This window comes from Micromonospora sp. NPDC005161 (genome assembly GCF_053599855.1).
The window spans coordinates 1-24,502 of record NZ_JBSFYQ010000063.1 but is presented as its reverse complement, the minus strand read 5'-3'; the positions used below and the strand labels follow the sequence as shown (position 1 = coordinate 24,502).

Annotated in this window: 19 protein-coding genes and 1 pseudogene; 12 read left to right on the top strand and 8 right to left on the bottom strand. The window is 69.9% G+C overall.

Annotation, left to right across the window (positions count from 1 at the left end; translation table 11 throughout):
- The first annotated feature begins 440 nt into the window (after positions 1–440).
- From ACWD5O_RS34095 to ACWD5O_RS34085, 3 genes are all read left to right on the top strand, one after another.
- Complete coding sequence (locus ACWD5O_RS34095; RefSeq protein ID WP_450087821.1) at positions 441–2,249, top strand: CocE/NonD family hydrolase; 1,809 nt, start codon at positions 441–443, stop codon at positions 2,247–2,249.
- Between the two features lie 391 nt (positions 2,250–2,640).
- Complete coding sequence (locus tag ACWD5O_RS34090; RefSeq protein ID WP_450087820.1) at positions 2,641–2,970, top strand: hypothetical protein; 330 nt, start codon at positions 2,641–2,643, stop codon at positions 2,968–2,970.
- Positions 2,971–3,266: 296 nt separating this feature from the next.
- A complete protein-coding gene (locus ACWD5O_RS34085; protein WP_450087819.1) occupies positions 3,267–3,899 on the top strand; it encodes a hypothetical protein in 633 nt (210 codons plus the stop codon).
- A 333-nt stretch (positions 3,900–4,232) separates the two neighbouring features.
- On the opposite strand, the gene ACWD5O_RS34080 is transcribed toward ACWD5O_RS34085, so the two are convergent.
- The 3 genes from ACWD5O_RS34080 to ACWD5O_RS34070 form a co-directional block, all read right to left on the bottom strand.
- Positions 4,233–4,814: a hypothetical protein gene (locus ACWD5O_RS34080; RefSeq protein WP_450087818.1), complete on the bottom strand. Its 582-nt coding sequence runs from the start codon at positions 4,812–4,814 to the stop codon at positions 4,233–4,235.
- A gap of 1,287 nt (positions 4,815–6,101) precedes the next feature.
- Positions 6,102–8,231, bottom strand: coding sequence for an AfsR/SARP family transcriptional regulator (locus tag ACWD5O_RS34075; RefSeq protein WP_450087817.1), 2,130 nt, complete (start codon positions 8,229–8,231; stop codon positions 6,102–6,104).
- A 159-nt stretch (positions 8,232–8,390) separates the two neighbouring features.
- Positions 8,391–10,256: an Hsp70 family protein gene (locus ACWD5O_RS34070; RefSeq protein ID WP_450087816.1), complete on the bottom strand. Its 1,866-nt coding sequence runs from the start codon at positions 10,254–10,256 to the stop codon at positions 8,391–8,393.
- Positions 10,257–10,425: 169 nt separating this feature from the next.
- Between ACWD5O_RS34070 and ACWD5O_RS34065 the strand changes: the two genes are divergently transcribed.
- The gene (locus ACWD5O_RS34065; RefSeq protein WP_450087815.1) at positions 10,426–10,623 is read left to right on the top strand and encodes a hypothetical protein; all 198 of its coding nucleotides are present in this window, start codon (positions 10,426–10,428) and stop codon (positions 10,621–10,623) included.
- Between the two features lie 212 nt (positions 10,624–10,835).
- On the opposite strand, the gene ACWD5O_RS34060 is transcribed toward ACWD5O_RS34065, so the two are convergent.
- Positions 10,836–11,705 (bottom strand): aldo/keto reductase family oxidoreductase, encoded by an 870-nt coding sequence (locus tag ACWD5O_RS34060; RefSeq protein ID WP_450087814.1) that lies wholly within the window; start codon positions 11,703–11,705, stop codon positions 10,836–10,838.
- Between the two features lie 264 nt (positions 11,706–11,969).
- On the opposite strand from ACWD5O_RS34060, the gene ACWD5O_RS34055 reads away from it, so the two are divergent.
- Entirely contained in the window at positions 11,970–12,398 is a 429-nt protein-coding gene (locus ACWD5O_RS34055; protein WP_450087813.1) for a hypothetical protein, read from the top strand.
- A gap of 454 nt (positions 12,399–12,852) precedes the next feature.
- Here ACWD5O_RS34055 and ACWD5O_RS34050 read toward each other — a convergent pair whose 3' ends face one another.
- Complete coding sequence (locus ACWD5O_RS34050) at positions 12,853–13,302, bottom strand: excalibur calcium-binding domain-containing protein (RefSeq protein ID WP_449939518.1); 450 nt, start codon at positions 13,300–13,302, stop codon at positions 12,853–12,855.
- 396 nt (positions 13,303–13,698) lie between these two features.
- Positions 13,699–14,040 carry a hypothetical protein gene (locus ACWD5O_RS34045; protein WP_450087812.1) on the bottom strand — a complete coding sequence of 114 codons (342 nt, stop codon included), beginning with the start codon at positions 14,038–14,040 and terminating at the stop codon, positions 13,699–13,701.
- Positions 14,041–14,514: 474 nt separating this feature from the next.
- Here ACWD5O_RS34045 and ACWD5O_RS34040 point away from each other — a divergent pair, with 474 nt between their 5' ends.
- Together ACWD5O_RS34040 and ACWD5O_RS34035 are read left to right on the top strand one after the other, a co-directional pair.
- The gene (locus ACWD5O_RS34040) at positions 14,515–15,198 is read left to right on the top strand and encodes a winged helix-turn-helix domain-containing protein (protein WP_449939513.1); all 684 of its coding nucleotides are present in this window, start codon (positions 14,515–14,517) and stop codon (positions 15,196–15,198) included.
- Between the two features lie 41 nt (positions 15,199–15,239).
- On the top strand, positions 15,240–15,569 hold the full coding sequence (locus tag ACWD5O_RS34035; RefSeq protein WP_450087811.1) for a hypothetical protein: 330 nt from the start codon (positions 15,240–15,242) through the stop codon (positions 15,567–15,569).
- Positions 15,570–15,810: 241 nt separating this feature from the next.
- On the opposite strand, the gene ACWD5O_RS34030 is transcribed toward ACWD5O_RS34035, so the two are convergent.
- A complete protein-coding gene (locus ACWD5O_RS34030; RefSeq protein WP_450087810.1) occupies positions 15,811–16,752 on the bottom strand; it encodes a DUF2637 domain-containing protein in 942 nt (313 codons plus the stop codon).
- Entirely contained in the window at positions 16,749–19,865 is a 3,117-nt protein-coding gene (locus tag ACWD5O_RS34025; RefSeq protein ID WP_449939505.1) for a BTAD domain-containing putative transcriptional regulator, read from the bottom strand. Before ACWD5O_RS34025 ends, ACWD5O_RS34030 begins: the two co-directional genes overlap by 4 nt.
- 645 nt (positions 19,866–20,510) lie before the next feature.
- On the opposite strand from ACWD5O_RS34025, the gene ACWD5O_RS34020 reads away from it, so the two are divergent.
- The 5 genes and pseudogenes from ACWD5O_RS34020 (at position 20,511) to ACWD5O_RS34000 (ending at position 23,395) form a co-directional block, all read left to right on the top strand.
- Positions 20,511–21,143 (top strand): RNA polymerase sigma factor, encoded by a 633-nt coding sequence (locus ACWD5O_RS34020; protein WP_449939502.1) that lies wholly within the window; start codon positions 20,511–20,513, stop codon positions 21,141–21,143.
- 16 nt (positions 21,144–21,159) lie between these two features.
- Positions 21,160–22,020, top strand: coding sequence for a hypothetical protein (locus ACWD5O_RS34015; RefSeq protein WP_449939500.1), 861 nt, complete (start codon positions 21,160–21,162; stop codon positions 22,018–22,020).
- Between the two features lie 312 nt (positions 22,021–22,332).
- The gene (locus ACWD5O_RS34010) at positions 22,333–22,710 is read left to right on the top strand and encodes an ArsR/SmtB family transcription factor (RefSeq protein WP_449939497.1); all 378 of its coding nucleotides are present in this window, start codon (positions 22,333–22,335) and stop codon (positions 22,708–22,710) included.
- 173 nt (positions 22,711–22,883) lie between these two features.
- Positions 22,884–23,231 carry a hypothetical protein gene (locus ACWD5O_RS34005; RefSeq protein WP_449939494.1) on the top strand — a complete coding sequence of 116 codons (348 nt, stop codon included), beginning with the start codon at positions 22,884–22,886 and terminating at the stop codon, positions 23,229–23,231.
- Positions 23,200–23,395, top strand: a pseudogene (locus ACWD5O_RS34000) (hypothetical protein). The gene ACWD5O_RS34005 and the pseudogene ACWD5O_RS34000 overlap by 32 nt, the downstream one beginning before the upstream one ends.
- The last annotated feature ends 1,107 nt before the right edge of the window (positions 23,396–24,502 follow it).

Sequence of the window (24,502 nt, the reverse complement as noted above, 5' to 3'; positions counted from 1 at the left end):
GAGGAGTCAAGGCAGCGTTAGCGTGGGACACGAAGGCCTCCTGGTTGGCGGAGCGGTTCCTCGACAGCTCCACTCCACAACCGGAGGCCTTCACCCACCTACGACATCAGATCGTGTCGTCACACAACCTCGACCAACCTCCCTGGACAGCACATCTAGACCGTGTTCGGCTCGCCTAACTCTTGCGTGTGGTCAGTGCTGTCCACAGGAGCACGGCTGCGGCCGCGGCGACGGTGGAGACGACCCCGACGGCCCCGGTGGCCCAGCGGGGGTGTCGCCGACGCCTGGTCGACGGCTTGCTCGCCGCTACGGGCTGACCCGAGCCAAGGTCACGGGGAGGTAACTAGGGATGCAAAGCCAGTGAAGACCGTTAACGTCGGTGGCTGACCAGGCGACCCCGTCTGGAGTTAGGTGGAGGATGGATGAACCTTCGGAGGAGGGTGTTGTCGCCCATCGCGGCGGCCGGCGCACTGGCCATCATCACGAGCCTCACGACGGGCGGCTTACCCGCGGTGGCACATGCCGCTCCGGCGTCTGCGGCAGCTGACGCCCCGATCACCCATGAGGAGAACCCACGGGTTCCCGAGGGGGCCGCGTGGACGCAGACGTACTTCCCGTCCTCAGACGGCAGTGGGGTCGAGCTGCACGCCGACGTGCTGCGGCCGGCACACCTGCCGGCGGATGCAAAGACGCCAGTGATCCTCTCGGTGGGCCCGTATTTCTCGCATGCGGGGGAGACTTCTCCTGCGGGGTGGGATCGGGTTGGGCCATCGGCGCGCTTTCAGGACTTCATCGACGGCGCGGGGCTCATGGAGCGTGGATACACCGTCGTGATGGTCGACCTGCGCGGCTTCGGCGGCAGCACGGGGTGCCTGGACTTCCTCGGCCCGGGGGAGCAGGCCGATATCAAGTCGGCCGTCGAGTGGGCAGCGAGCCAGCCGTGGTCGACCGGCAAGGTCGGCATGTACGGCAAGTCGTACGACGCCAACACCGGGCTGGCGGCCAACGTCCTCAAGCTCAAGCCGCTGCGGGCGATCGTTGCCCAGGAGCCGACGTGGAATAGGTACAACTACCTGTTCAGCAACGGAGTGCCGCGTTCCAACGCGACGAGCAGCCCGCGGAGCTACTACTCGATCGCGACGATGCCGCCGCTGGCGGACGACAGCGACCGCTACAAGGCGAACGCGGAGTACGAAAAGACTCACCCCGAGTGTGAGAGTGACAACCGCACCAACACCCAGAACCCCGACCCGAAGTCGTCGTTCTGGCGTGCCCGTGACTTCGCCTCCCGTGCCGCCGGCTCTTCAACGCCGCTGTTCGTCACGTCGGGCTTCATCGAGGACAACACCAAGCCCGAGGACATGCAGAAATACCTGGCCAACCACCATGGTCCGGAACGCGGCTGGCTCGGCCCGTGGGAACACGTGCGCGGCAACGAGACCAACGGCGACGGCCAGCTCAAGATGGGACGGGCGGGCTGGTTCGACGAGGTGATGCGGTTCTATGACCAGCACCTGCGCGGTATCGAACCGTCGGTGACCGACCCGGCGTTCTCCATCGAGGACAGCCTTGGCCACTGGCGCGCGCAGCCGACCTGGCCGGTGATCGACAATTCGTACAAGGTGCGGCTGTCGCCTGGGCAGTACGTCGACAATGGCGGCAACGCCCAGACAGCCGCCCTGCCGAAGACGGCGCCGCAGGCCGCGGGCTGGGACATCGAGTACGCGCCGGAGGCCGGCTCGCCGACGGCTGACCAGACGAGTGCGCTCAGCGCCGACGCGCCCAGCAACAGCTTCTGGACCTTCTCCACGCCCGCGTCGGGGCAGGTGCGGATCACGGGCACGCCGGAGATCACGCTGAAAACCAGGGAACAGGGCAATGTTTGGGTACGACTGTGGGACGTCGCTCCGGACGGTAAGGCGACGATGTTCAACGAGAACGTCGCAGCGCTGGACGGCAGATCGACCTCCTTCGCCTTGAAGGCGACGGATTGGACCTTCGAGCAAGGGCACCAGCTGGGAGTCCAGATCGGAACCATCACCTCAAGGGGCTGGCGGGCCGTTCCCTCGGGTCAGACGATCACGGTCACCGACGCACGGCTCGCCTTGGAGGTGCAGGACCCGCGGTTCGATGCGCCCACCCAGGGTGACCGATCGCCGTACCTGGACCGGTACGTGGCGGCGAACACCATGACGCTCGACAACGTCGGCGCCCCCACCTTCCCGCTCAAGGTTTCAAAGAAGGGATGACCGAGCTGCTGCTGCCTGGCTGACCACCCTCGACGCTGAGGGCGAAGACTCGTATCGAGCCCAATCGTCACGCGCTGCGTAGCCGGCAGCCCAGGAAAGTGGCCAGGCGCGTCGAGCCTGAGTACCGAAGGCCGCATCGGGCATCTGCCTGATGCGGCCTTCGTTGTGCGCGGCTCTTCGGCGCCGCGGCCTTGGTCTTCGTCGGCCGCCGACTCCGCGACCGTGGGGCGCCGCAGCAGCTGACCGAACCCAGGAAACACCCGGTGACAGCTTGCGCTGTCACCGCCGGCAGCGCCCATGAAGGCCATCACACCAGGACGCTCCGCGGGCCCGCCATTGGCGATAACGGCTGATCCTCCGCCCCCAGGTCGCCGCTGTTACGGTCAGGCTCGTGGTTCAGGTCGGGAAGCTGCCGCGAGGGCAGCGCATCACACTCGCTGAGCTATCCGGGGTGGCTGGCCGGTACGGGTGCGGCACCGACCGGGACAAGCCGCGCGCCGAGGCTGTCGCCGCCGTGCATGCAGTGACTGCAGACGCGACGCTGCTCGGCATCCAGGCGGGTGTGGCGATGGCCGATCCGACGGGGATCAGCCGTCCGACGGTGAAGCTACTGGAGGCGGCTGGCGCCGACATGCAGGTCGCCGAGCAGCACGCGGCCGAGGTGCGGGCTCGATTGGAGTCCAGGGGCACCCGGTACGACTTCAACAACGCGGTCGAGTAGGGGCCGGTAGCAACCACGATCGCTGAAACGCCCATCCGCAGGATGGGCGCCTTCGCGCCTCGAGCCAGTTCGTCCCGCTTCGGGACGGGCGAGAAGGCCGTTCGTGCGACGGTGCCCACCCGGAGAGTTGATCTTTGTGTCGGTAAGGTGCGATATCGTCTCCGGGCCTAACCATGCTCGCCGTCGTCAGCTACGAGGCGAGCTTCTGAACGGGGACTAGCTTGATCAATATGCGGGTTGCCACCCTCGTCGCGTGCTCGGTACTCTCCCTCGCCGCCTGCGCTGACGCTGACAAGGTGGAGCAGGACACCTCGACGGGTAGCACGAACACGCCGGCGGCCGGGGCGGAGGAAAAGCCTAATGGCTCCCTCTTGGAGTCCGGCTTCGGTCAGAGGGACATCTACGTCTCCCTCATCGCCATGGTGCAGAACACCTCCGACAAGGTGGGTCAGACCGTGACGGTTCAGTTCAACGTCAAGGACGCCACCGGCGAACTGCTCGCGAGCGAGTCGCAGGTCGAGCATTTCTCTCGTGTCGGACAGAAGTTCCCGGTCCAGACCCAGGTGGAAGTACCCAAGGGCAAGAAGGCGGCCAAAATCGAGGCGACGCTGCTCGTCGAGGACAAGGGCGCCTTTTCCTCCGAGCCCTTCCCGGAGATCAAGACCGGTCCTGTGACTGTGAGGAAGTCGGAGTACGGAGACGAATTCGTAGCCAAGGTCGAGGTGATCAACCCGAAGACGGAGCCGATCAAGAGCCCGAAGGTGGACTTCGTCTGCTACGACGCCACGAAGAAGATCGCCGGGGGTGGGTTCACCTTCCCCGACCTGATCCCGCCTTCGGGCAAGGCCCTCGTCGAGGTGGACCTGCTCATGACCGGCAAGCCGGCGTCGTGCGTCGCATACGCCTCGCCTAGTGCGTTGGAGGACTGACAACACGAGCAGAGAGCCCAGCCATGATATTCGATGGCTACGGCAGTGCTGCTTACTGCCGCGCTAGGCGGGATCGGGACAGGGCATCTAGCTGAGGCTGCCCGACTCGAACCTCGGCCATCGGCCGTGTGCGGCGCGAGGAGGGATGGCGTGGCGAGTACGTGTGGGGGCGAGGTCAAGGTCGCCACAACGAGCTCGGGTCTGGCAGGGCAGCCGAAGCAACCCGCGGCACCTTTAACAAGAAGCGGCCCCGGGCCGGAGCTGATGCTCCGGCCCGGGCCTGTGTCGCATCGAGTGAACGAGCATTCGCTCGTAGGGTCACACCCGAGTCAATCAGCTGTCGCTACGGCGATAGCGGCTTACCAGGGTGAGGGCCATGGCGATGGATCCCACGAGTCCAGCGAACGTGAGCAACCAGAGTCCGGTGCCGACACTGACCTGTGTGGCTGCGCTCATCGCCTTCCCGAAGCCCAGGACGTCGTCCTCACCCGACATCTGCTCTCGCATGCTCGTTTCAGTTGCCTGTAGGTCCACGATCTTCCATACGCCTACACCGAGCAGTCCGAGGGCGCCGACAACGGCAAGGGCGGCGAAGACGGGCTGGGGGACGGGCATCTTCTGACCACGCAGGCTCACGCCTCCGTAGAGGACCAGCAGAAGCCCGAGGCCTGCCGTGATCCAACCGTCCGACCCGTCCACGCCAGACATGCTGACCGTGCCCAGAATTGGTGCGCTGATCTTGGCCCAAGGCAGGAATGAGCCGATAACAGCGGCAATGCCGGCGCCCACCACGATCCATTCCCGGACGGGCCGTGAGGCGGCGGACGAGGGCAGAGCGGCATCGTCGGCGGGGTGGTCACCCGACGGCGGTTGGTTGGGCGGCGGCGGCACGGGCGGGGTGGTAGGTTGCGCCATTTCGGTCCCTCTGATGTCGATGCCCTTCCCACCTTTTGAGCCGGGCATGAGGACAGCAATCTAAAACAGCACCGGAGCAAGAACTAGCGGCCGTACGGGTGAGAGAAGGAAACGAAATGCGACGGAACCGATGGCCACAAGGCCAGCGGACCGGAGCATGACAGCCAATCTTTTGTCTCGGGCTGCCGACGAGTCGGCAGAATTGGGTCAACGGCGTGGGGTGTCGGCACCGTGGCGCGGGTGCGAGCCGTTGACGCCTCGCGTGGAAATACCTGTGGACGGCGGTCAGTGTTGGCGTACGGTGCGTTCGGATCGACCGATTCGCGCGGCGATCTCCGCCAGATGCAGATCGGGCTCGCGCGTGTACCAGTAGGCGCCAGCCGCAGCGGTTCCCGTGGGCACGTGATTCCCATTCTCCCGTCGTTCGGCAGATCGTTGCGGTGAGTGGCTGACCGGCGATCGTCAGCCGGGACGGGTCCGGGGACCGCAGGGCTGGCGGCACCACGGGCAGCAACGTGCGAACGCTGTGCTTCCGCTGGCGTGCGTCCGGTTGAGGTGCCGGTTCGACAGGTTCACATTCCGTGCCGCTCAGGATGGAGGGAGGAGCAGCGGTAGCTGACCAGAGGGCATGGCTGCTTCGGCTCGTCGGTGTTCGCCTGCGTCAGCCCCGAGATTCGCGACTGTCTCTTCCGTGGAAGCAAGAACAGATTCTGCCGCCGTTTCGGCCGCACGCAAAAGCGGCTTGTGTCGCGACGGCAGGGACAGTATCAGCCTCCGGATGGTGCGCGGCGGTGGCGAGTGTGGGCGTTGTTGTCGAAGCCGGTGCCGGGATGACCCCAAGCGGGACAGACGGTACGGGCTCGGGCCGAGTGATCGGCGGGGATCCGTGTTCGGGCGAGTGGCGGAGCAACGGCAACAGACTTGGCGTGACCGACGGGAAGGCTTCGCCGCTGACGTTCGTCGCGCTCTTTCCGTAAGGTGGAGAAGCCGGATCGGAGCCCACAATAGCCACCGCGCCGGTTGCGACGTCGGACTTGCTGTTGGCCCTGGTCTACCGACGGCCAGGTGTACTGGGCGCGGCGGCTCCAAGGGCAGCTTGCGGATCTCCTCGTCGGGCAGTCGCCTGACCGTCCAGCCTCCCCGGACAGGGACCAGGTCGAGCGCCCTACCGGACGAGCGACCTGGTCGCCGTCCGGGGAGGCTGGTAGCCCGGTCTTATGCCCGTCAGCGTGGCCGCCCGGCCCGGCCGATGCCGGCCCGAGGTCGCCAGGAGGCCGGGCGGGGTGGCTAGTGCTTTTGCCCGCTCGAGGCTGCGCGCGGCTGCCAGAATTCTTCAGTGGGGATGACGTGCTCCATGCCGGCGTCGGTCAGCCGGCGGTTGAAGGTGGTGAGCAGGTCGTCGGCAGCGGCGTGGTCGCCGAGCGCATCGAGGGCGCGTCTGGCGCGACGGTGCAGGTCTTCGTTGTACGGGTCCACGCGGATCGCGTCTTGCAGCAGGGACAGGGTGCGCCGCGGGTCGGGCTGGGTGGCGGCCAGGGCGGTGTAGGCGTCGATGACGCGCCGGCGTAGGGCTTCTCGTGGCGGGTTGAGCCACGGCCAGTCGTGGCCGGCGGCGAGGTTGCCGGTGTAGGCGTTGATGACGGCCTGCCAGGCGGCGGGGCGTGCGGTCACTGCGGTGGCGGCATGTTCTACCGCAGCGTGGAACCGCCACAGGTCTACCTCAATGTGGTCGCGGCGCAGGCGGTAGCGGTCGCCGGTGTGCTCGATGAGCGGAACGTCGCTGACGGCGGCTACAGCTTTTCTGAGGTCGCTGAGGGTGGTGTAGAGGCGGGCGGTGACGGAGTGTGCGGGAAGGCCGGGCCAGATGGCGGTAGTCAGGTCTCGGCTGTTGGCGCCGCCGGGATGCACGGCGAGGAAGACCAGGGCTAGGCGGGCCGCGGTGCGCCGGATCGTCACCGGCTTGCCGTGGCTCTTCAGCGTGGTGTCGCCGAGGACTTGCAGGTGCAGAGGCTGATTGGTGGTGTGGCGGGGCGTGGCTGGCGCTTGGCCTCGATCGGTCTGCCGTGGGACGCGGGCCCGGGTCGGCGGTGGGTCGGCTGCCGGAGGGAGTCGGTTGTTGTGTCCCGGGTGAGGCTGGGCCTGGCTGATCACTGTGAGCAGGTCGGTGGCAGCCGCCGCGTTGAGAACGCACATTCTTGGCGTTGCCGGCTGCTCCTGGGTGCCGTTGAAGGCGTGACCGGTTGCCGTGATCTCCCAGGTCGCGCCGGGTGGCCAGGCTCCGACGAGAACCGCGACGGCGGTGCCGCCGGTGGCTGCGAGTGCGGCCTTGAGGCGACGTGCGGTGCCGGGCTCCTGCGGCGTGTGGGTGAGCAAGACCCAGGGCCGCTGGCGCACTGGCCCATTCGCCGAGCTGCTGCCCCGTCCAGTGGTGGTGTCAGGAGTCCGATGGTGCGGGTGTTCCTCCAGCACCGTCACTGCTTCCTGAAGTGATGCGGCGACGGTGAGACCCGAAACCGAGTGGATCCGTTGTGCGGAGGGGCCGAGCAGCCTGGTCAGGTCCCCGCTCGTGGTGATGAGCGCCGTCCCTGCGCTGGGGCGGTGCAGGGCGTGCAGCAGGACGGTGACGAGAACGCCGCGAGCAGCATCGTCAGCGGCAACCCCCGTGAGCCCGACGCCCGTTGGCGGCACATCCGCCAGCATTGAGTCCGGCGGCTGTTCCGTGCGCTGATCCGGTGCGGTGAGATCGGATGGACCGGTGCCTTCAGAGGCGGCCAACGCTGCGTGGGCTGCGCTGACGGTCTCTGGCAGCGGGGCGAGGTCGAGGTTGTCGCGTTGCGCCGACCCGGCCTCATGCGGGCGGTAGGCGCGCCGGCGGCGCAGCCACACGAGTGCTGCGGCCCCGGCGACCTGGTCCGCGCTGGCGTGCGGTATCCAGCCACCCGGCACCGTGACCCCGCCTGGGTCGATGGTGACCGTCGTACCGCGCGTCTCGGCGGTACGGGTGGTGGTCGTGTGGTGGTCGACGGTGCCGACCGTCGTCGACGGGATGTCTGCCGGTGGTGCGGGCGTCGTACTGGCGGAGGCGCTGAAGACCGCGGCGCCGGCCATGCCGGTGGCGGTGGCCTGAAGCGGTGTGGGAAGTGGTACCCGGCGCAGCCACCGCATGCCGGCGCGTGTCCTGGCGACCAGTCGGACGAGGAGCGTGCCGGCGAGCAACAGCCAGACCAGCCAGGCGAGGATCGCCAGGGCACCGGTCAGGGTCTGCTCGGTCAGGGGCTGTTCCAGCCACTGCCGCGCCTGCTGCGAGCTCGGCCACCGGCGAAGTGGCCATCCGACGGTGCGCGCCAGCAGCAGCGGCGGGCCGGTCAGCAGGAGGACAAGGAAGAAGCTGGCGCCTATCCGACGCGGCCACCGCATCGCGGGCACCTCCCCCCGCAGGTTGCGGACCCGCCGTCGGCTCGGCTGACGCTGCCGCGCCGGCTCGCGCACGTCGCCCACCGGCAGCCGATGCAGTGGCTCGCGGCGGCCAAGCCGCGGTCCGCGCTCGTCATGGCGGCCCCGTTGCCCTGGGACGGATCAACGGGCATGGGCAGCGGGTGCGGCGGGACGGATGACGCGCGTCCAGAGCCGCGCGGCCCACCAGACGGCGATGGCGATGGCGTAGATGACGCCGAGGATGCCGGCGGCCTGTGAACTGACGATCGCGGCGGTGATCACGGCGAGGGGTGCGGCGAGGATGAGGCGGAACACCAGCGGCGCCACGAGCGCCATGACCACCCCGACGCCGAGAAGCAGGCCACCGACGCGGCCGGCGATGTCGATCCACAGGATGAGGTCGGGCCACCGGTCGGCGGTCAGGGAGTACTGGATCAACGCCATGCCGACGGCGGCGGCGACGACGGAGCCGGTCGGCACGGCCAGCAGCGCCGACCAGCCGCCGTGGGGTGCGCGCCATTGCCGGGCGGCGACGACCGCCATGGCGGCGGCCATCAGCACGGTCGGGGTGATCGGCCAGAGGGCCCATTTGAGGAACGCGCCTACCGGCTGGCCTAGGTACTGGCTGGCAACTACTGCGTAGAGGCCCGCGATCGCGAGGCCGAGGGAGACTGCGGCGAGGATGCCGATGCTGATCTTTCCGCCTTCGGAGCGGGTGTCGGGGGTGGGGCTGTGGGCGGCGGCGAGGGAGCCGAGGATGGTGCCCGCACCGAGGCATGCCAGGAGGGCGAACACGGCGGCCATGGTGAGCTCGCCCCAGTTCAGGGTCACCCAGTAGTGCACGTTCAGCGTGCTGTGCTGCTCTGCGGTCATGAGGCACTGCCAGATCAGGGCCAGGGACGCGAAGCCGGGCACGGCGATGGCGACGGCCCGCCGCACCGGCGGCACCGGCACCTCCACGGCGCTCGCCGTGCTGGGGTTGGCGGCGCCGGCGTCCGCGGCGCCTCGGGCGGCAACGAGCGCCGGCTGCGTGACCACCATCGGAGCGACGCCGGTCTCATCGGCGATGAGCTTCTCCAGTTGCGGCAGGTGCGCGCCGCCGCCGACGCAGTAGACGCCGGCGAGTTCATCGGTGCTGATCTCGGCTGCGGTGACCGCCTCACTGATCAGCTGCGCAGCGCGCTGCAGGACCGGGCGGGCGGCCTCCTCGAGCATGGTGTTGTTCACGATGATGGGTGGCCGGTCGGGAAGCGGCACCGTCACGGCCGGGTGATGCGCCAGGGCTTCCTTCGCGGCTTGAACGCTGGCGGCCACCGTCCACCGCAGTGCGCCATCACCGGCGTCCTCCGGGATGCGGTCGCCGGTGAGGGACGCGGTGAGGGCTTGGTCGATGGCGCTGCCGCCGGCGGCTGGGTCGGCGAGGGTCGCAAGGACCTCGAAGCCGGCAGGGCCACGGCGCAGGACAGTGGCCTCCGCGCCCGCACCCAGATCGCACACAGCGATGAACGACCCCACCCGGCATTGCAGGCCGGTGGCCACCAGGTGCTCGGCGACGGCCACCGGCGCTTCCACCAGGCGTGGCTGTGGAAGACCGGCCCGGTGGGCGGCCTGCCGCATCCAGGTGCGCCGCCGCGGCCCCCATCCCGCCGGCACCACCACCCGCACATCCTGCACCGGGCCGCCGGCGACCCGCTCGGCCTCGGCAGCGACGCGGCGCAATGTTGCGGCCGTCAGGTCGAGAGCGTCAACGACGGTTCCGTCGACGGTGAGCTGGTCGTCGGTGGGGCGGCGCGGTGCCGGGATGAACCGGTTCGGCTGGTCCGCCGCGGCCTGCCAGGCCCGCTGCCCTGTCCACACGTCGCCGTCCGGGGAGAGGTAGACGGCGCTGGGCAGGTGTGGTGCGCCGTCGAAGGACAGTGGCGACCAGCTGCCGTCGGGCCAGGCAAGGACGGCGACGGTGCTGGTGGTGCCGCAGTCGATTGCGAGCCGCGCCTCCCCCGCCCGCATAGGCATAGTCAAACATGAACATCTCGCTTACGTCACCCCGCCGCTACAGGCAGGAATGGGGCCCGTCCGCTCTGGTCCTCGTGACGTCGCATCGGTGAACCTGTGCGCAGGGCGTCCTGACCTTTGCCGTCGGCCTGCGCCGGCCGGTCCTGCGTGGTACGTCAGTTGGATGGAGGTGTTGTTGCGCGGCGGGCCAGGCGAAGGGCACGTCGTCGACGGCGGCGGCGAGTCCGTGGTGTGGGGTGCGTGCCTGTACGAGCGCACCTCGGACATCGGGCGGTCCCGCGGCCGGGATCTGCGCGTGTACCAGCACCGGCCCGCCTGTTGCCAGCCGTACGGGCGCGGCTCGGAGGACCGCTGCGAATGACGTCGACGGGTGGACGGCACAGCATCCTCAACCAGTCAGCCCAGCGACTGGGTTCCTGCCGGACGTGCGCGTCGTCGCCGACCGCGTCAAGGGGGCCGGGTCGGCGGGCTCCACGTGCAGGGGGCACTCCGCTTCGGCGACGGCGGTCGCCACAGGTGGTCCCCGGTCGCCGAGGCCGATGAACCCGATCGGAGGTTGCGCGGTGGTCGTGTTCACGACGCGATGGCGTTCAGTTCGGTCAGCGCGTCCTTGGGAAGGGTCAGCCCAGCAGCGTTGACGTTCTCACGCAGGTGCGTGACGGATGAGGTGCCGGGGATGAGCAGGAGGTTCGGGGAGCGCTGGAGCAGCCACGCCAGCGCGACGGCCATCGGTGTGGTGTCGAGGCGGTTGGCGACGGCGTTGATTTCCTCGGACTGCAGTGGGGAGAAGCCGCCGAGCGGGAAGTAGGGCACGTAGGCGATGCCCTGGGCGGCGAGCGAGTCGATCAGGTCATCGTCGTTGCGGTTGGCGATGTTGTAGAAGTTTTGGACGCATACGATCGGCGCGATGGACTGTGCTTCGGCGATCTGCTCGGCGTTGACGGTGCTGAGACCGAGATGCTTGATCAGTCCGTCCTGCTGCAGCTGCGCGAGCGCGGTGAACGGCTCGGCGATGGGGCCGGGAGTGGGTCGGTCGAGCCCACCGACGCGCAGGTTGACCACGTCGAGTGCGTCCAGCCCGAGATGATCCAGGTTGTCGTGCACGGCCTGGCGCAGCTGCTCGGGAGCCAGCGCCGGAGGCCAGTTCCCCTCGGCGTCCCGCAACGCTCCGACCTTCGTCACGATGTGTAGATCATCAGGGTACGGGTGCAAAGCCTCTCTGATGATCTCGTTGGTGACGTACGGGCCGTAGTAGTCGGCGGTGTCGATGTGGTTGATACCCAGGAGAACGGCCTCGCGCAGCACGGCCACGGCAGCGTCGCGGTCGGCCGGCGGGCCGAACACGTGCGGGCCGGCCAACTGCATCGCGCCGTACCCCATCCGGGTGAACGTCAAATCCTCCGCCAAGGTGAACGTCCCGCCAGGCAGTGGGGTCGATGTCATGAGAGTTCCTCTCCTCGTTGTCGCAGGTCCACGCGCTTCCCGCCGACGCGGGCGCCAAACCGCGGCGCCCGCCAGAGGTGATGGCTAGCGGCGGATGTCAACGAGCGCCCATGGGCCGGCCGCGGGACGTGAGCGGGACTCGCAGGTGGCGCTAGGGAGCCGTCTTCTGACGCGATTCACAGCCGAGGACACCGATTATTCTGCTCCCCTTACACCCCGAAGCCCCTGCGGCGCCCCGCCGGCATCGCCGTGGTCCCACTTCATGTGAGTGGTCGATCGGCGAGGCCGCTACCTCGCCGGACCCTGCTGCGCGGCCTGCTGCACCGCCGCCACCACAACCTGCCCGACACCGACCCGGAACGGATCCTCGCCCTGGTCGAGTCGGGGCGTACCGCCCGGTCGGACGCGGCCGACCTGACCGAGCAGGCCGTCGCCGCAGCGGCCGGACTGAACGCCGAAAAGCCGTCGTACGCGAAGCTGGCCGGGCGGCTGCTCACCGCGCGCCTGGCTCGGGCCGCTGCGCACGGCCCGCCCGGCGCGCGCCGGTCTGACAGGGACCGGCCGGGCCGGGCTAGGCCCTGGTTCGCCACTACTGGTGAGCAGGGCGGCACCCGCTGGCTAAGCAGAAATCGGGCGCCTCGCGGGCTACCTGGCCAGCAGGACGACCACCATCGCCAAGCACCCGAGCAGTAGGGTCACTGCGCCGAACACCGCATAGGGCCACCACTCGCCTGAGCGTTGCGGCTGTTGGGGAAGTGGCTGGGTTGGCAGGTTCCAGACGGCAGGTGCGGCAACGCCGTTGCGGCTGCCCGGCCAGCGCGGCGGTGGGGTACGAGGTGTCGAATTCGCCATAGGGGATGTCTCCCGACGGGCTTGATGGTGCGCTGTTCGGACCAGGTGCCGGGCGAGATCGCGGGGGTGGTGCGGTCCCGCCCGTTCGTCAGGCCGCGCACCCGACCTTTCCATCATTTACAGGCGTCGCGGGAATGTGGGGCGTTACATCTACAGTCGTCCAGCGCTGCCCCCTTCGCCGCCTTCGCCCGCACTCACCGTGCGCGACCTTGGCCGGGTATGGCCAGGAGCGGCAGGGCGTAGTGGTGGGCACAAGTGTTGATCGGTTGCTCCGTTCCGCCGGGGCTGGGGCGTATCAGTCGCACACCACGCCGTCCTTGTTCCGGTCGATGTACCAGGCGTACTCGGGGTCGAGGCCGCGGTAGTACGGGCCGTAGCCGGCGTTGTTGGCTTCTTTGCAGGTGCCGAATCGCGGGTCGGTCGTGGGCGCGGGTGGAGGCTTCGGCTGGGAGCTGGTGGGCGCCGGCCGTGGCGTGGTGCTGTGGGTGGCGGTCGGCTTCGGCCGGGCTGAAGACGGGCTCGGCCGGGCCGCGGACGTGGTCGGGGTAGCTCGTGTCGGTGTGGGCAGTTGCTGGAGGACGTTTGAGTCGGTGGTGGCGGTCGCGCCGCCGTCGGGGGGTGCAGCGGCGGAGGGGCCGTCCTGGGTGGGGCTGTTTCCGGCGGAGGGGCGGCTCGGTTCGTCGTCGTTGGCGGCGATGAAACCTCCCCAGCAGCAGAGACCGAGGAGGACGGAGGCGGCGATCACCAATGGGACCGCCTTTTGCCTGGCTGATGGCGGGGGCTGATAGATGGGTAGTTGTGCGGTGTCACCGTGCGGCGCCTGGTGGGGGTCGGGTGTCATCAGTGGCGGCTTTCTGCCGGTCGAGTAGGAGACGATCTGGTCGGCCAGGGTCCGTGCCTGGCCGACGGACAGCAGTATTTCTTGACTTCCTGTATCGCGAGGACCGTGATGAGGAGCACGGGTGTGGCGCCCGTGGCGGTCGGCGCGGTGAGAACGACCCGCGGCGTCACCGGGTCGGGCGTCGGCGTCGCCGGGGCCGCGCTGTGCGTCATGTGCGTCCAAACTGCTGTGCCTGGGGCGGGCCGGGTCCGTGGATGCGGGCGAAGTGCGTGGGCGGCACCTGCAGCCCGGCCTGCCGGGTCAGGGAAGCGGTGGCAGGTCCGCGAGGGTGGTTGGCCGAGGTGGTCTCTGAACGGTGATGCGCCCGATGGCGACCCGCCAGGAGGCTGCCGCACGATCGGCGGCGTAAGCGACTGCCCGGCCTGCGGCTATGGGGGCGGTGGTGATGTCGTCGGCCATGACGCTCAGGGTCACCTCGCAGGTGCTTGTTTCGATCATGCCGCGAACGGTCGACGCGATGACGCCTTCCCACCGGTGCTGAAGCTGCGTCAGCTGATCGCGCAGATCGTCAATGAATGCCGGCAGCGAGGCGTCCTCGGGTGCGGTGATCAAAAGGATGAGACTGACCTGAAAGACCTGCACGCAGGATTCACCCCTTCCCGCAATGAGAGCGGGCCCGGTCGGCGCCCGCGGCTGCAGGCCCGAGCAGGTCCGACACGCCCTCCCCCAGGTCGGGCTCTGCGCCGCCCCGGGCGGACCCAGTGGCCACGCTCGTACAGCTTCTCGGGCGAAGCGCTGACGGCGGTGGTGATGACCTGCTCGTGAAGGTGCTGCAGGTACCAGTCGAATCTGGGAACGGTCATGGGTACTTCCTCGACGGGGATGCCGGGTCGCGGCACACCGGCGGTGGTGAACGTCGCTGGCCACGCTGGGTGAATCACCGCGTCGGGTAGGTCGCGCAGCGGGAAAGCCACGTGACTTCCTCGTAGGACATGCCGTGCCGGGCTATTTTGCGGCCGGCCGAGTGGAGGCGGTTGCGGGGCAGCATGTCCGCGTGCCAGATCCGCAGGAAAATGCTGCACACGCCGCGCCGTTGCCGAGGCCTCAACCCCGACGATGAGTCCAGTCATCGGGCTTGCCTTCGTTGCGCGCGACCGGGAGGGCAGCGGCCCCACCAACCGCGTTGCTGGGGGCGACGGAGGCGGTAGGGCCGCTGCGTCATCAGCCGGGAACGGGGGGTCGGCGTCCCCGACCGATGGTTTAGGACCAATGACCTACCGCCAGATCGCGGACGGCACCGCCGCGAGAGCCGCGACCGGGGAGTACCCGCCCGAATCCCGGATCCCGTCGTACAGCCAACTGTCCGTGCTCTACCGCGTCTCCATCACGACCGCCCAGCGTGCGGGCATGGTGCTGCACGTCAAGGGCGTCGTCTACGGAGAACCCGGTAAGGGTGTCTTCGTCAAAGGCCACACCCAGTACGGCGGGTCACGCGGGGCGGACGTTACGCCCATTTCGTGGAGCTGCTACGCGAGCCGGGCCGTGGGAGCGTTTTCGCCGACCAACCAAGCGGCCACCTTCGGTAACCGACGCAGGTCATCACGGGCTCGTGATACACCTTCTCGTTGCACCATTTGCATAAACGGGCCGAGTGAATGTCCGCAGGCTCCGGCCCAGCCCACGCCCAGCCAGGCGGACAGGCGCGGTGGGCGGGCCCGCAGTATGAAGAAGCCGCTTCAACGTTCGCGCCCATCAGGACCCCCACCCCAGGACGCTCCGCGGGCCCGCCACTGGCTGTAACGGTTGATCCCCGCCCAGGTCACGGCTGTTACCGTCAGGCTGTGGTTCAGGTCGGGAACTTACCGCGAGAGCAGCGCATCGCACTCGCTGAGCTATCCGGGGTGGCCGGCCGGTATGGCAGCGGCGCCGACCGGGACAAGCCGCGCGCCGAGGCTCTCGCCGCAGTGCTCGCAGTAACCACGAATTCGACGTTGTTGGGGATCCAAGCGGGCGTGGCGATGGCCGACCCGATCGGGATCAGCAGCCCGACCGTCGAGCTCCTGAAGGCGGCCGGCGCCGACATGCACGTCGCCGAGCAGCATGCTGCCCAGGTGCGGGCCCGATTGGAATCCCAGGGCACACGGTACGACCTCGACAACCTGAGGGAGTAGGTCGGCAGCCCAACGGCCCTTGCCACTCCTTCCCCGAGTCCTCCTGCCTGTCGGCATCGCCGATGACTCGAACCCTTTTGCCTCGCGTCGCGGCAGGCCAGCTCGTCCACCAGGTCGTCGAGGCAGGCGCCGCGTCTGTCGTTGGCGGGCGGGCCTGACGCGGACGAACCAGGCTGAGGGGTAGCTGGTTGCGTGAGGCCCGGTGTGGAGTCGGCGCCCTCAGCGTCGGAGGCGCTCTCGGCTACGTCGGTGACGTTGTCGCCGGTGACGGGTGGCGGGTGGCTGGCGGCGGCCAGTACCGGCGGACGGTGCGTTCAGACCGGCCGATTCGCGCGGCGATCTCGGCTGGGTGCAGGTTGGGCTCACGCCGATACCAGTAAGCCACCGCGCTGGCGGTCTCCGGCGGCACGGGTCCCCCGTCGGAGACCGCGCCTTCTGCTGTATCCGTCTCTGTCCTGGGTTCCTTGTCGGGCCTCCGTGGCGGTGGATCCACGCGCTGCGCGTCGTCGAGCCGATCTAGCGGCTGTGGGTTCGCGGATCGCTGGTTCGCTTTGATCGGCCGTCGGGTCCGTGTGCGGGCTGGCGCGGCCTCTGCCCCTGCGGCGCGCTGCTGGGGAGCGAGCGTGCCGGGCTGAGCCGAAGGCTGTCGGGGCACGTGGGTGGGCTCTGTGGCCGGTGGGAATTCGGGCGATGCGATCAGCGCAGGCTGTTGGTCAGGTGTCGCCGCGCGGATCCTGGCGGTGAGCTCGACGAGGCTGACGCTGGCGACGATGACGAGTCCGTCGACGGATATGGGCAGCAGGTATGCGGCGGCGGCTTCGGTCTCCCCGTATCGCGTGGCGACGCCGACGAGGTGCCAGTAGCTCACCCAGGTCGCGATGGCGGCGATGATGGCCGTCGCGATGATCCGGATGGTGCCGAGGGAGCGGCGGTGGTGCGGGACGCGGGAGATCAGTTCGACGGTGAGCAGTAGCGCCAGTGGTGGCCATGCGGCGATGATCTGGCTAATCGGGTTTGATTGGGCGTGCAGGACGTTTGCCGCCACGGAGGCGGCGACGCCGAGGGTGAGCGTGGCCCGTACGGCCCAGCGCAGCCGCCGCAGGTGCGCGCTGGTGTCAGCCGACGCCGTGGCGCTGGCGGTGGTGGTGCTGGTCGGATTGCCGGTGTGCGGTGCGGTGTTCATGCGGACGCTCCGTCTGTGAGGGCGGAGTGTCGTGTCCGTGCGTCGCGGCCGGCGCGGCGCAGGTCGGCGGTGAGCTGGTCGGCTAGGGCGAGGGTGTCGTCGGCGGGTTCGGCGTCGATCTCGGCGAGCCGGCGGGTCAACGTCCGGCGTAGCGCGCGGATGGCGTCGAGGTGGCCGAGTTGCGCGCGGGCGCGCATGACGGCCTGGTACAGCTGTTCGGCGTAGGGGTGCTGGCTGATCGCGGTGTCGAGGACGGCGAGCTGTTCCGTGGGTTGGCCGGCGAGTTCCTCGGCGAGGGCCAGAGCGGCGTCGAGGGCTTCCTGGCGGATCTTCTCCCGGTAGGGCTCGAGCCATTCGTATTCGCGGCCCTCGGCGAGTGGTTGGTAGGTGTCGACGGCGCGGCGCAGCTCCGTGACCCGTTCGGGTTTGGATCCGGCGGCGTCGGCGGCGCGGATCGCTGTGCGCATCCGCCACAGGTCGATGTCGAAGCTTTCGGGGTTGAGTTCGTATCGGCGGTGGGGGTGGGTGAGGTAGGTGCCGGGGCCGCCGTTGTGCCGCAGGACGCCGCGCAGGTCCGAGACGTAGGTGTGCAGCCGGTGCACGGCCTTGCTGGCGGGCGCGTCGGGCAGCAGGTCGTCCAGGATCGCCTCCGTGGACGCGCTGCCATCGCGGACCGCCAGATACACCAGCAGTTCGAGGGACTTCGCGCGCAGGCTGCGCTGCGGGTCGCCGTCGACGATGCCGGGTATCCCGAGCACCCTCACCCCCACCCGTCCGGGTTGCCCCACCAACTCGGCATCGACGTCCCGGCCGGCTGCGGCTGGTGACCGCCCGCCGACGGCAGCCCTCTGGTGGTTGACTGTCGCCGTCGCGTCGTCTGTTGGGCGGGCGTCGCCGCCCTGGCTGGCTGCGGCGCTCAGCTCAACGGGAACCGAGACGTCGGTGATGCCAACGGCACCCGCCGGGGACTGTGTCTTGTAGGTGTCGCCGCTCCGGTCGTGGCCGGCCTCCACGTCCTGCTCGGCGTCGGCGTCCGTGTCAGCCGGTGCGACCACCGGCGTGTCTGTCGGTGTGGCCGCAGCCGCCAGCGAGGTCGGAGTCGCGGCCTGGAGCGGCGGTGGTGCGGGTTCGGTCGGGCGCGGCGGCTGGGGTTGGCCGGTGTGCGACTCGGCGAGGGTGGCCACCAGGTCCGCGGTTTCAGCAGGCGTGAGGATCGCGAGCCGGCCGACGTCGGCGGGATGCCTGCCAGGGCGCTGGCTCTCTCTACCGGCGGGGGTGGTGACGCCGTCGTCGGCCACCATGACGGTGTTGCCGTCGGACCACGGGCCGAGCAGCACCCCGTGGATGTCCAGGCGTTGGCCCTGCGCGAGCAGTGCGGCGACGCGGGCGCGTTCGTGGCGGGTGCTCGCTTCGGCCAGGAGCATGATCGGGGGCTGCGGCTCCTCGTAGGGGTCGGTGTGCCGCAGCTCGGCGACGGTGTTCACCTCGTGCCGGTCGAGCAGCCGGGTGCGGCGCATGGTCTGCGCTTCGAGGATCTGAAGGGCTTCATCGAGCCCGGTGGTGATGGTCAGCCGGGGTGTGCGCGGCAGGTTGACCGCCGCGGGACCGAGCAGCGTGGCCGCGGCCGCGGACGGCATCACCACCTCGGTCCGGGCATCGATGTCGTGCAGGCCGCCGGCGGCCAGGGCGGCGGCGAGGAACCCGCGGGCGGCGGCGTGCGCACCGGGACCGGTGAGTCCGAGTCCGGCGGGCGGCCACAGAGCCGACAGCGGGTTGGCCAGCGACGGCACGACCGGCACGTCGCCGCTTGCTGTGGGTTCGCGGCGGGCATCGGCCTGGTTCGGCTCGTCAGCGCCGGGACGGGTATCGGCGTGCGTGCCATTGCCTTCGTTCTCCGTGGCGGCGCCACTGCCCACGGCGAGGTCGTCGGTGTGCATGTCGACGCCCACCTCGGTGATCGTGTGGGGGGCGTCGCTGGTCGGCGCGTTGGCGTGGCCGGCGGTGAGCCGGCGCAGTCCTCGGCGGATCTGGCCGATCACCGGCGGCATCGGCGCGACGTCGGAATCGGTCGTGCGCGTAGTGGCCGTGGGCGGCCGGGGAATGTAGCGGCGCTGGCGATGCGCCCACACCAGCGCCACTGCGCCCGCGATGGCCAGAGCCAGGCCGATGTCTATCCAACTGCCGCTCGGCAGAGACACGCCGCGCGCGTCCCGATCGTGGGTGGGGGCATCGCTCGCATCGGCGTTGGCGGCAGAGCCGGTCGCGGTGGAGGCGGGTTCCGGGGCGCCGCTGCTCGGCGGTGCGGCCGTCGTGGTCGACGCGGGTGTGTTCGGCGTGACCGTGGTCGGGGCCGAGCTGCCTGGGGCCGGGGTGGGCCTGTTCAGCGAGGGTTGTGGTGCCTTGGCGTCCGGTTGATCGGTCGGCGGTGGCTTAGGCGGCCCCGCATCTCTTGGGGGGCCGTCTGGGCTGGCGTGGGCTGGCAGGTTGAGGGTCCAGCCGGGATAGATCAGGTTCGGGTTGCGCAGCGTCCCACCGACGCCAGGAAAGCGGGCGCCGCGGTTGAGGGCGAAGATGTCCGGCCAGCGGCGGGCGTCGCCCAGGCACCGCTCGGCGATCTCGGACAGCGTGTCCCCACGCTTCACCGTGTAGGTGTCTTCCCGGCCGGCCGCGACACGGGCGAGTTCGGTGCTGCTCGGCGCCACGTGGCTGGCCAGGGTGTGACCGGCCTGCCGCGCGGTGTGGTGCACCGCTTCGTGCGAGTTGTTCATCTCGGCGTTGGCGGGCGCGGCGGCGTGGGCGGGGATGGCACCCGTGCTGGCGCTGACCGCGGTGGCTCCCAGCACGGCCGCGGTCAGTCCCTGCAGCGGTCCCGGCAGGTGCAGCGTGGGTAGCCACCGCAGCGTGCGGGTGACCCGCGTGTAGGCGCGGGCGCCGACGGCGGCGACGAGCAGCGCCCAGATCAGCCAGGCGGCGGTTTGCGCGAGACCGGCGAGGAATCCGGCGGTCAGCGGTTGTCGGACCCAGTCCCGCAGCGCCCCGGTCGATGGCACGTCAGGCGTTGGCCATCCACCGAGGTGGTGGAGCGCGGCCGGAACGGCCGCGACCAGGAGCACGGATGCCAACGTTGTGGCGAAAGAACCCGCTCTGGTTCGCATCACTGCCTCCTGCCTGATTGGTTGCGCCTGGCTGATCTGCGCGTTCACGGGAAATCGCAGGCGTGGAGCTACAGGGGCGACGGACGGTGAGTGGGGGTGCCTGGCCGGTGGGTCGACGGTATGACCACAGGCGGTCGAGGAAGGTGTCGTGAGGGCTGACAGTGCCTCACACGGCCTTACGCGACCTCACATCAGCAGGTCAAAGGCCCGCGCCGCGACCACCAGAGAGAAGTCGACAGCCTCCAGGGGCACTCGCCCATGCCCTTCCCTAGCGAAGTAAGTAAGGAGCTTGGGCTCGCTCCGGTGCTTTCGCCCTCACATGAGGTGGGCGTTACTGTGACGTGATGCCGACCTATTGGTGGGGTGGTGAGCTCCTACCGTTGCCCGACTTGGGGCCGCTTCACCGCGCCGGCGTGGCAGTCCGCCGATGGCCGTTCGTCCTGGCGAGTGTCTGGACGTGCCGCCCGGGCCGCCGCAGCCGCGAGCACGATCAGGTTAGTGGGGGGCTGAGAGGCGACTCAGGTCCGGTCAGCGGACCAGGCATGCATCGCGTGCGCCGGCTCCGGCGTCCGCTGGTTCCCGTGGCCGGGGAATGGGCATGGCATGGCCGATGAGCTGAGCGAGGCCGTCGCCGCGGCGCAGGCCGGTGACGAGGACGCCTTCCGCCTCCTCTACCGCACCCTGCAGCCGAGCCTGCTGCGCTACCTGACCGCGCTGGTGGGCGCCGACGCGGAAGATGTGGCGTCGGAGACCTGGTTGCAGATCTCCCGGGACCTGCCCAGCTTCACCGGCGGCGATTTCCGGGCCTGGGCGGTCACCATCGCACGGAACCGGGCCATGGACCACCTGCGCCGGCAAAGCCGGCGCCCGTCGTTGCCGGTGCCGATGCACGCGCTCAGCGAGCTGGCTGGCGACGCCGACACCGCCGAGCGGGCCGGGGAAACCATCGGCACCGACGCCGCGCTCGCCCTGATCGCCGCGCTGCCACCCCGGGAGGCCGAGGCGGTCCTGCTCCGGGCCGTCATCGGCTTGGACGCCGGGACCGCCGGGCGGGTGCTCGGCCGGCGGCCCGGCGCGGTACGGACCGCCGCGCACCGGGGGCTGCGGCGGCTCGCCGGGCTGATCGAGCGCGATTTCAGCCAGCCGCCGGCCGCACCCGAGAGCAGCACCACACCGCCGCGGCCGCGCGGTGACCGGCGCCGGCAGGCGCCGCACGCCGAACCGGCGGATGGTTGACGTGAGGGGATTCAGGATGCACGGCCGCCGATCCGGCCGCCCCGCCGACTGGGCCGAGGCCGACCGGCTCCTCGACGCCGCGCGCGCCGCAACGTCCACGGAGGGTGCCGTCCGGGCCGACCCGCTCGCCGGGCTGCTCGCCGCAGCGGCCGCCCCGGCGCGCCCGGAGGAGCTGGCCGGGGAGCAGGCGGCGCTGGCGGCCTTCCGGGCGGCCCGCGCTGGCCCGGAGTCCACGCCCGCCCCGGCCCCCGGCCGCTGGCGGTTCACCGCCGGCGCCCTGGCCTGGGTCGCCGCGGTTCTCGCCACCGCGACCGCCGGCGCCGCCTTCGCGGCGGTCACCTTGGACCGCCCGGAGGAGCCGGTCCCGCCGTCCGGTCCGGCGACTCCCGCCCCGACCACCGGCCGCCCCGACGGACCCCCGGCCGGCGGTGGCGCGGCCACCACCGGCGATCCGGGCCGGTCCCCGACCGCCACGTCGGCCCGGCGGAGCCCGAGCAGCGGTCCGGAGGACAGGGCCGGGCTCTGCCGGGCGTACCTGGCCAAGAAGCCGGCCCAGCGGGAGAAGGCGCTGGAGACCCCGGGGTTCCAGCCGCTGGTGGCCGCCGCCGGTGGCGCCGCGCAGGTCGACGCCTACTGCCAGCGCCTGGTCCCGGACACCAAGCCCGCCAGCAAGAACGGGTCCGGTACGAAGAACAGCTCCGGCACCGGGAGCGGGTCCGGCACGGCGAAGAAGCCCGCCGCGACGGCCGAGCCGAGCCGGTCGGCGAAGGTTAAGCCATCCCACCCGGTCACCGACCGGCCCAACGAGACCGGGGTACTGACCGGCCCGCCCCACGCAGCGCCGCCACCCAGCCCCGGCGGGGACCACGACCGTTGAGGCCCGCACGGATGATCAAACTCGGCAGGCCCGGGGGGCGGAACTGAGCGGGTGACCGGCTGACCCTGGCCGATGCCGATCCCGCCGAGGGTGTTTCTCCCGCCCGGCCGTCGGTGTTCGGCTCCGGCAACAGCGGCTCGATCAACGCCCACTGAGCACAAACCGGAGGGGTAACCACGACGAGCGGACATCCGGACACCGAGCCCGGCTGCGGTCGCCGCTGTCACGCCGTCCACATCAGACCATCTCGAACACCCTCATAGGCATCGTGCATTGGCGATATGTGCGTGGGTGGATGCTGCTGGTGGAAGGATGGAATATGTGGGAAATGCCTTGGCTGAAATGACTAAGCCTCAGATCTCGCCGCTTGCCGGCGAGCCGATCGAACGTACCGATGCCGAGCGGCTGGCGGGGGTCCTGAAGGCCCTCGCCGATCCTGCCCGGCTGCGGCTGCTCAGCCTGATCCAGTCGGCCCCCGAGGGCGAGGCGTGCGTCTGTGACCTGACCGCGCTGGTCGGCCTCTCGCAGCCGACGGTCAGTCACCACCTGCGTATCCTTGCCGAGGCCGGCTTGCTGGAGCGGGAGAAGCGCGGTGTGTGGGCCTACTACCGGCTGGTGCCGAGCGCGATCGCCACGATCGCGGATCTGCTGACCCCGCCACGCAAGCGATCAGCGCGGAGAACCCGCTGACGCGTGACAATTTCACCGTGGGAGCGGGTGCGACCTACCTACCTTGTGGCGATGCGAACGGCTCATAAAGGGTCACGACTGAGGATGGACCCAGTGGCGATCACATCGCAGGCGGCCTTCGCCCAGTTCGTTGTGGGGCAGTCCAAGACGCCCGGCAGGACCGCGGCTGGACCGTGGGCGACGTCACCAGGCACACCGGTGTCAGTCGCTCGACCCTGTTCCGCTGGCTCGCCGGCGATTGGCAGCAGTATCCGGAGCTGGCCAAGGTATGCGGCCTATGCGCCGCACTCGACCTGCCCATCGGGGCGGCGATGCGACCGCTCGTGCTGCCTGGCGCCACCCGCCGGGGGCGGCGACCGCAGCGCGGAGGAGGTCGAGGCCGACACCAGCGTTATTCGGCAGCGGATGGCCGACAAATCTGTCCCGAGGCCGAGAAGCATCAGATCCAGAACCCGTACCGGCGGTTGTGGGTTGCGTACGGTCGAGGACGTGGACGTGCTGCTGCGCGGCGGACCGGTTGACGGCGCTGGTGCCCGGCGGCGGGGAGGCCGTCATCTCGCAGGCCTGCCTGTACGAGATCACGCCCGAGTTCGGCCGCCGGCACAGACGCGGCCTGCGCGTGTACCGGCACCGCCCCGACTGCTGCGGGCCGTACGGCCGAGGCGCCGAGGACCGCTGCGAGTGACTTGCCCGTCCGGATGTGCGCAGCATGACGCCACCTCACCCTGCGGGCATTGCCTTCCTGAGCGGATGTCCGGCGAGCGCATCCACGGACCGATCGAAGCGATTCAACCGCACGCCGACGGCGACCACCTTCGACTCCCTCTGCGGACGTACCTCCCAGCCATCCAGTCAGACCCAAGCAGGTCATGTCATGAGCTGTTCGACTCTCATCGCCGGCGCCGAGACGGGCGGCGCCTACACCGTGCGCCGTTGCACTGGGCGGCCACCCCGACCGGGGGCACGATGGGTGCGGCGGTCGCGGGTCGCGGCAGCACCCTCGACGGGGACACGTTGATCGGGATGGCCGACGCGAAAATGTATGCGGGCAAGGCCGAGCGGCGGTCCGCCGCCGCCCCAATTGCTGGTCCAGTCGTGGGAGAGGTGCTGATCCAGCTGATCCACCTGCACAGGACGTCGGTACCTACGACGCGTCGAACCGACACGCGGGGTAGCCTTTACTGACTGGGCTCCGTGGCGTCGTGATGCCTAACGAGCGGGCGATGGGCGCCGTTCGTCGGCTTCCGGTCGGGGTCACCCTCGACCCGGAACGGGGTGCGCAGGCGGGTCATCGCAGCCGAACTTGCGTCAACGGCAGGGTGTGTGGTCGAAAGGCGCATCTGCTCCCGGTGTATCACGGAACAGATTCGAGTCATGCGCGGTTACATCAGTCAAGAACTGCTCCAAGTTTGGCGCGCCAACGCGCGACCCGCTCGCACATGCAAGCCGGGTGCGGAAAATGAGCGGGCGCATCCGGCCGCTCGCCGGGGGCGTTTGGACGCTCGGCCCGTCGAACCCTAACCCAAAAAGCCATCGTGTACGGCCTGGGCCGGGGCGCGGGTAGATTGATCAACCGGTCCGCCGGTTCCGACCACGGCCTGCATCTGATGTCGACCACCACGCGCCGCGACCAATCGGTCAGCGCCATGCAGGGCGACCCCTTCCACGTTCGGAGACTCCCATGGCGGCACGGCGCGCCAGCAAGACACCCCTTGTCACGCCCACCTCCTTCGCTGACCTCGGCGTGCCCGGCCGCCTGGTCGCCGCGCTCGAGCAGGCGGGCATCAGCACG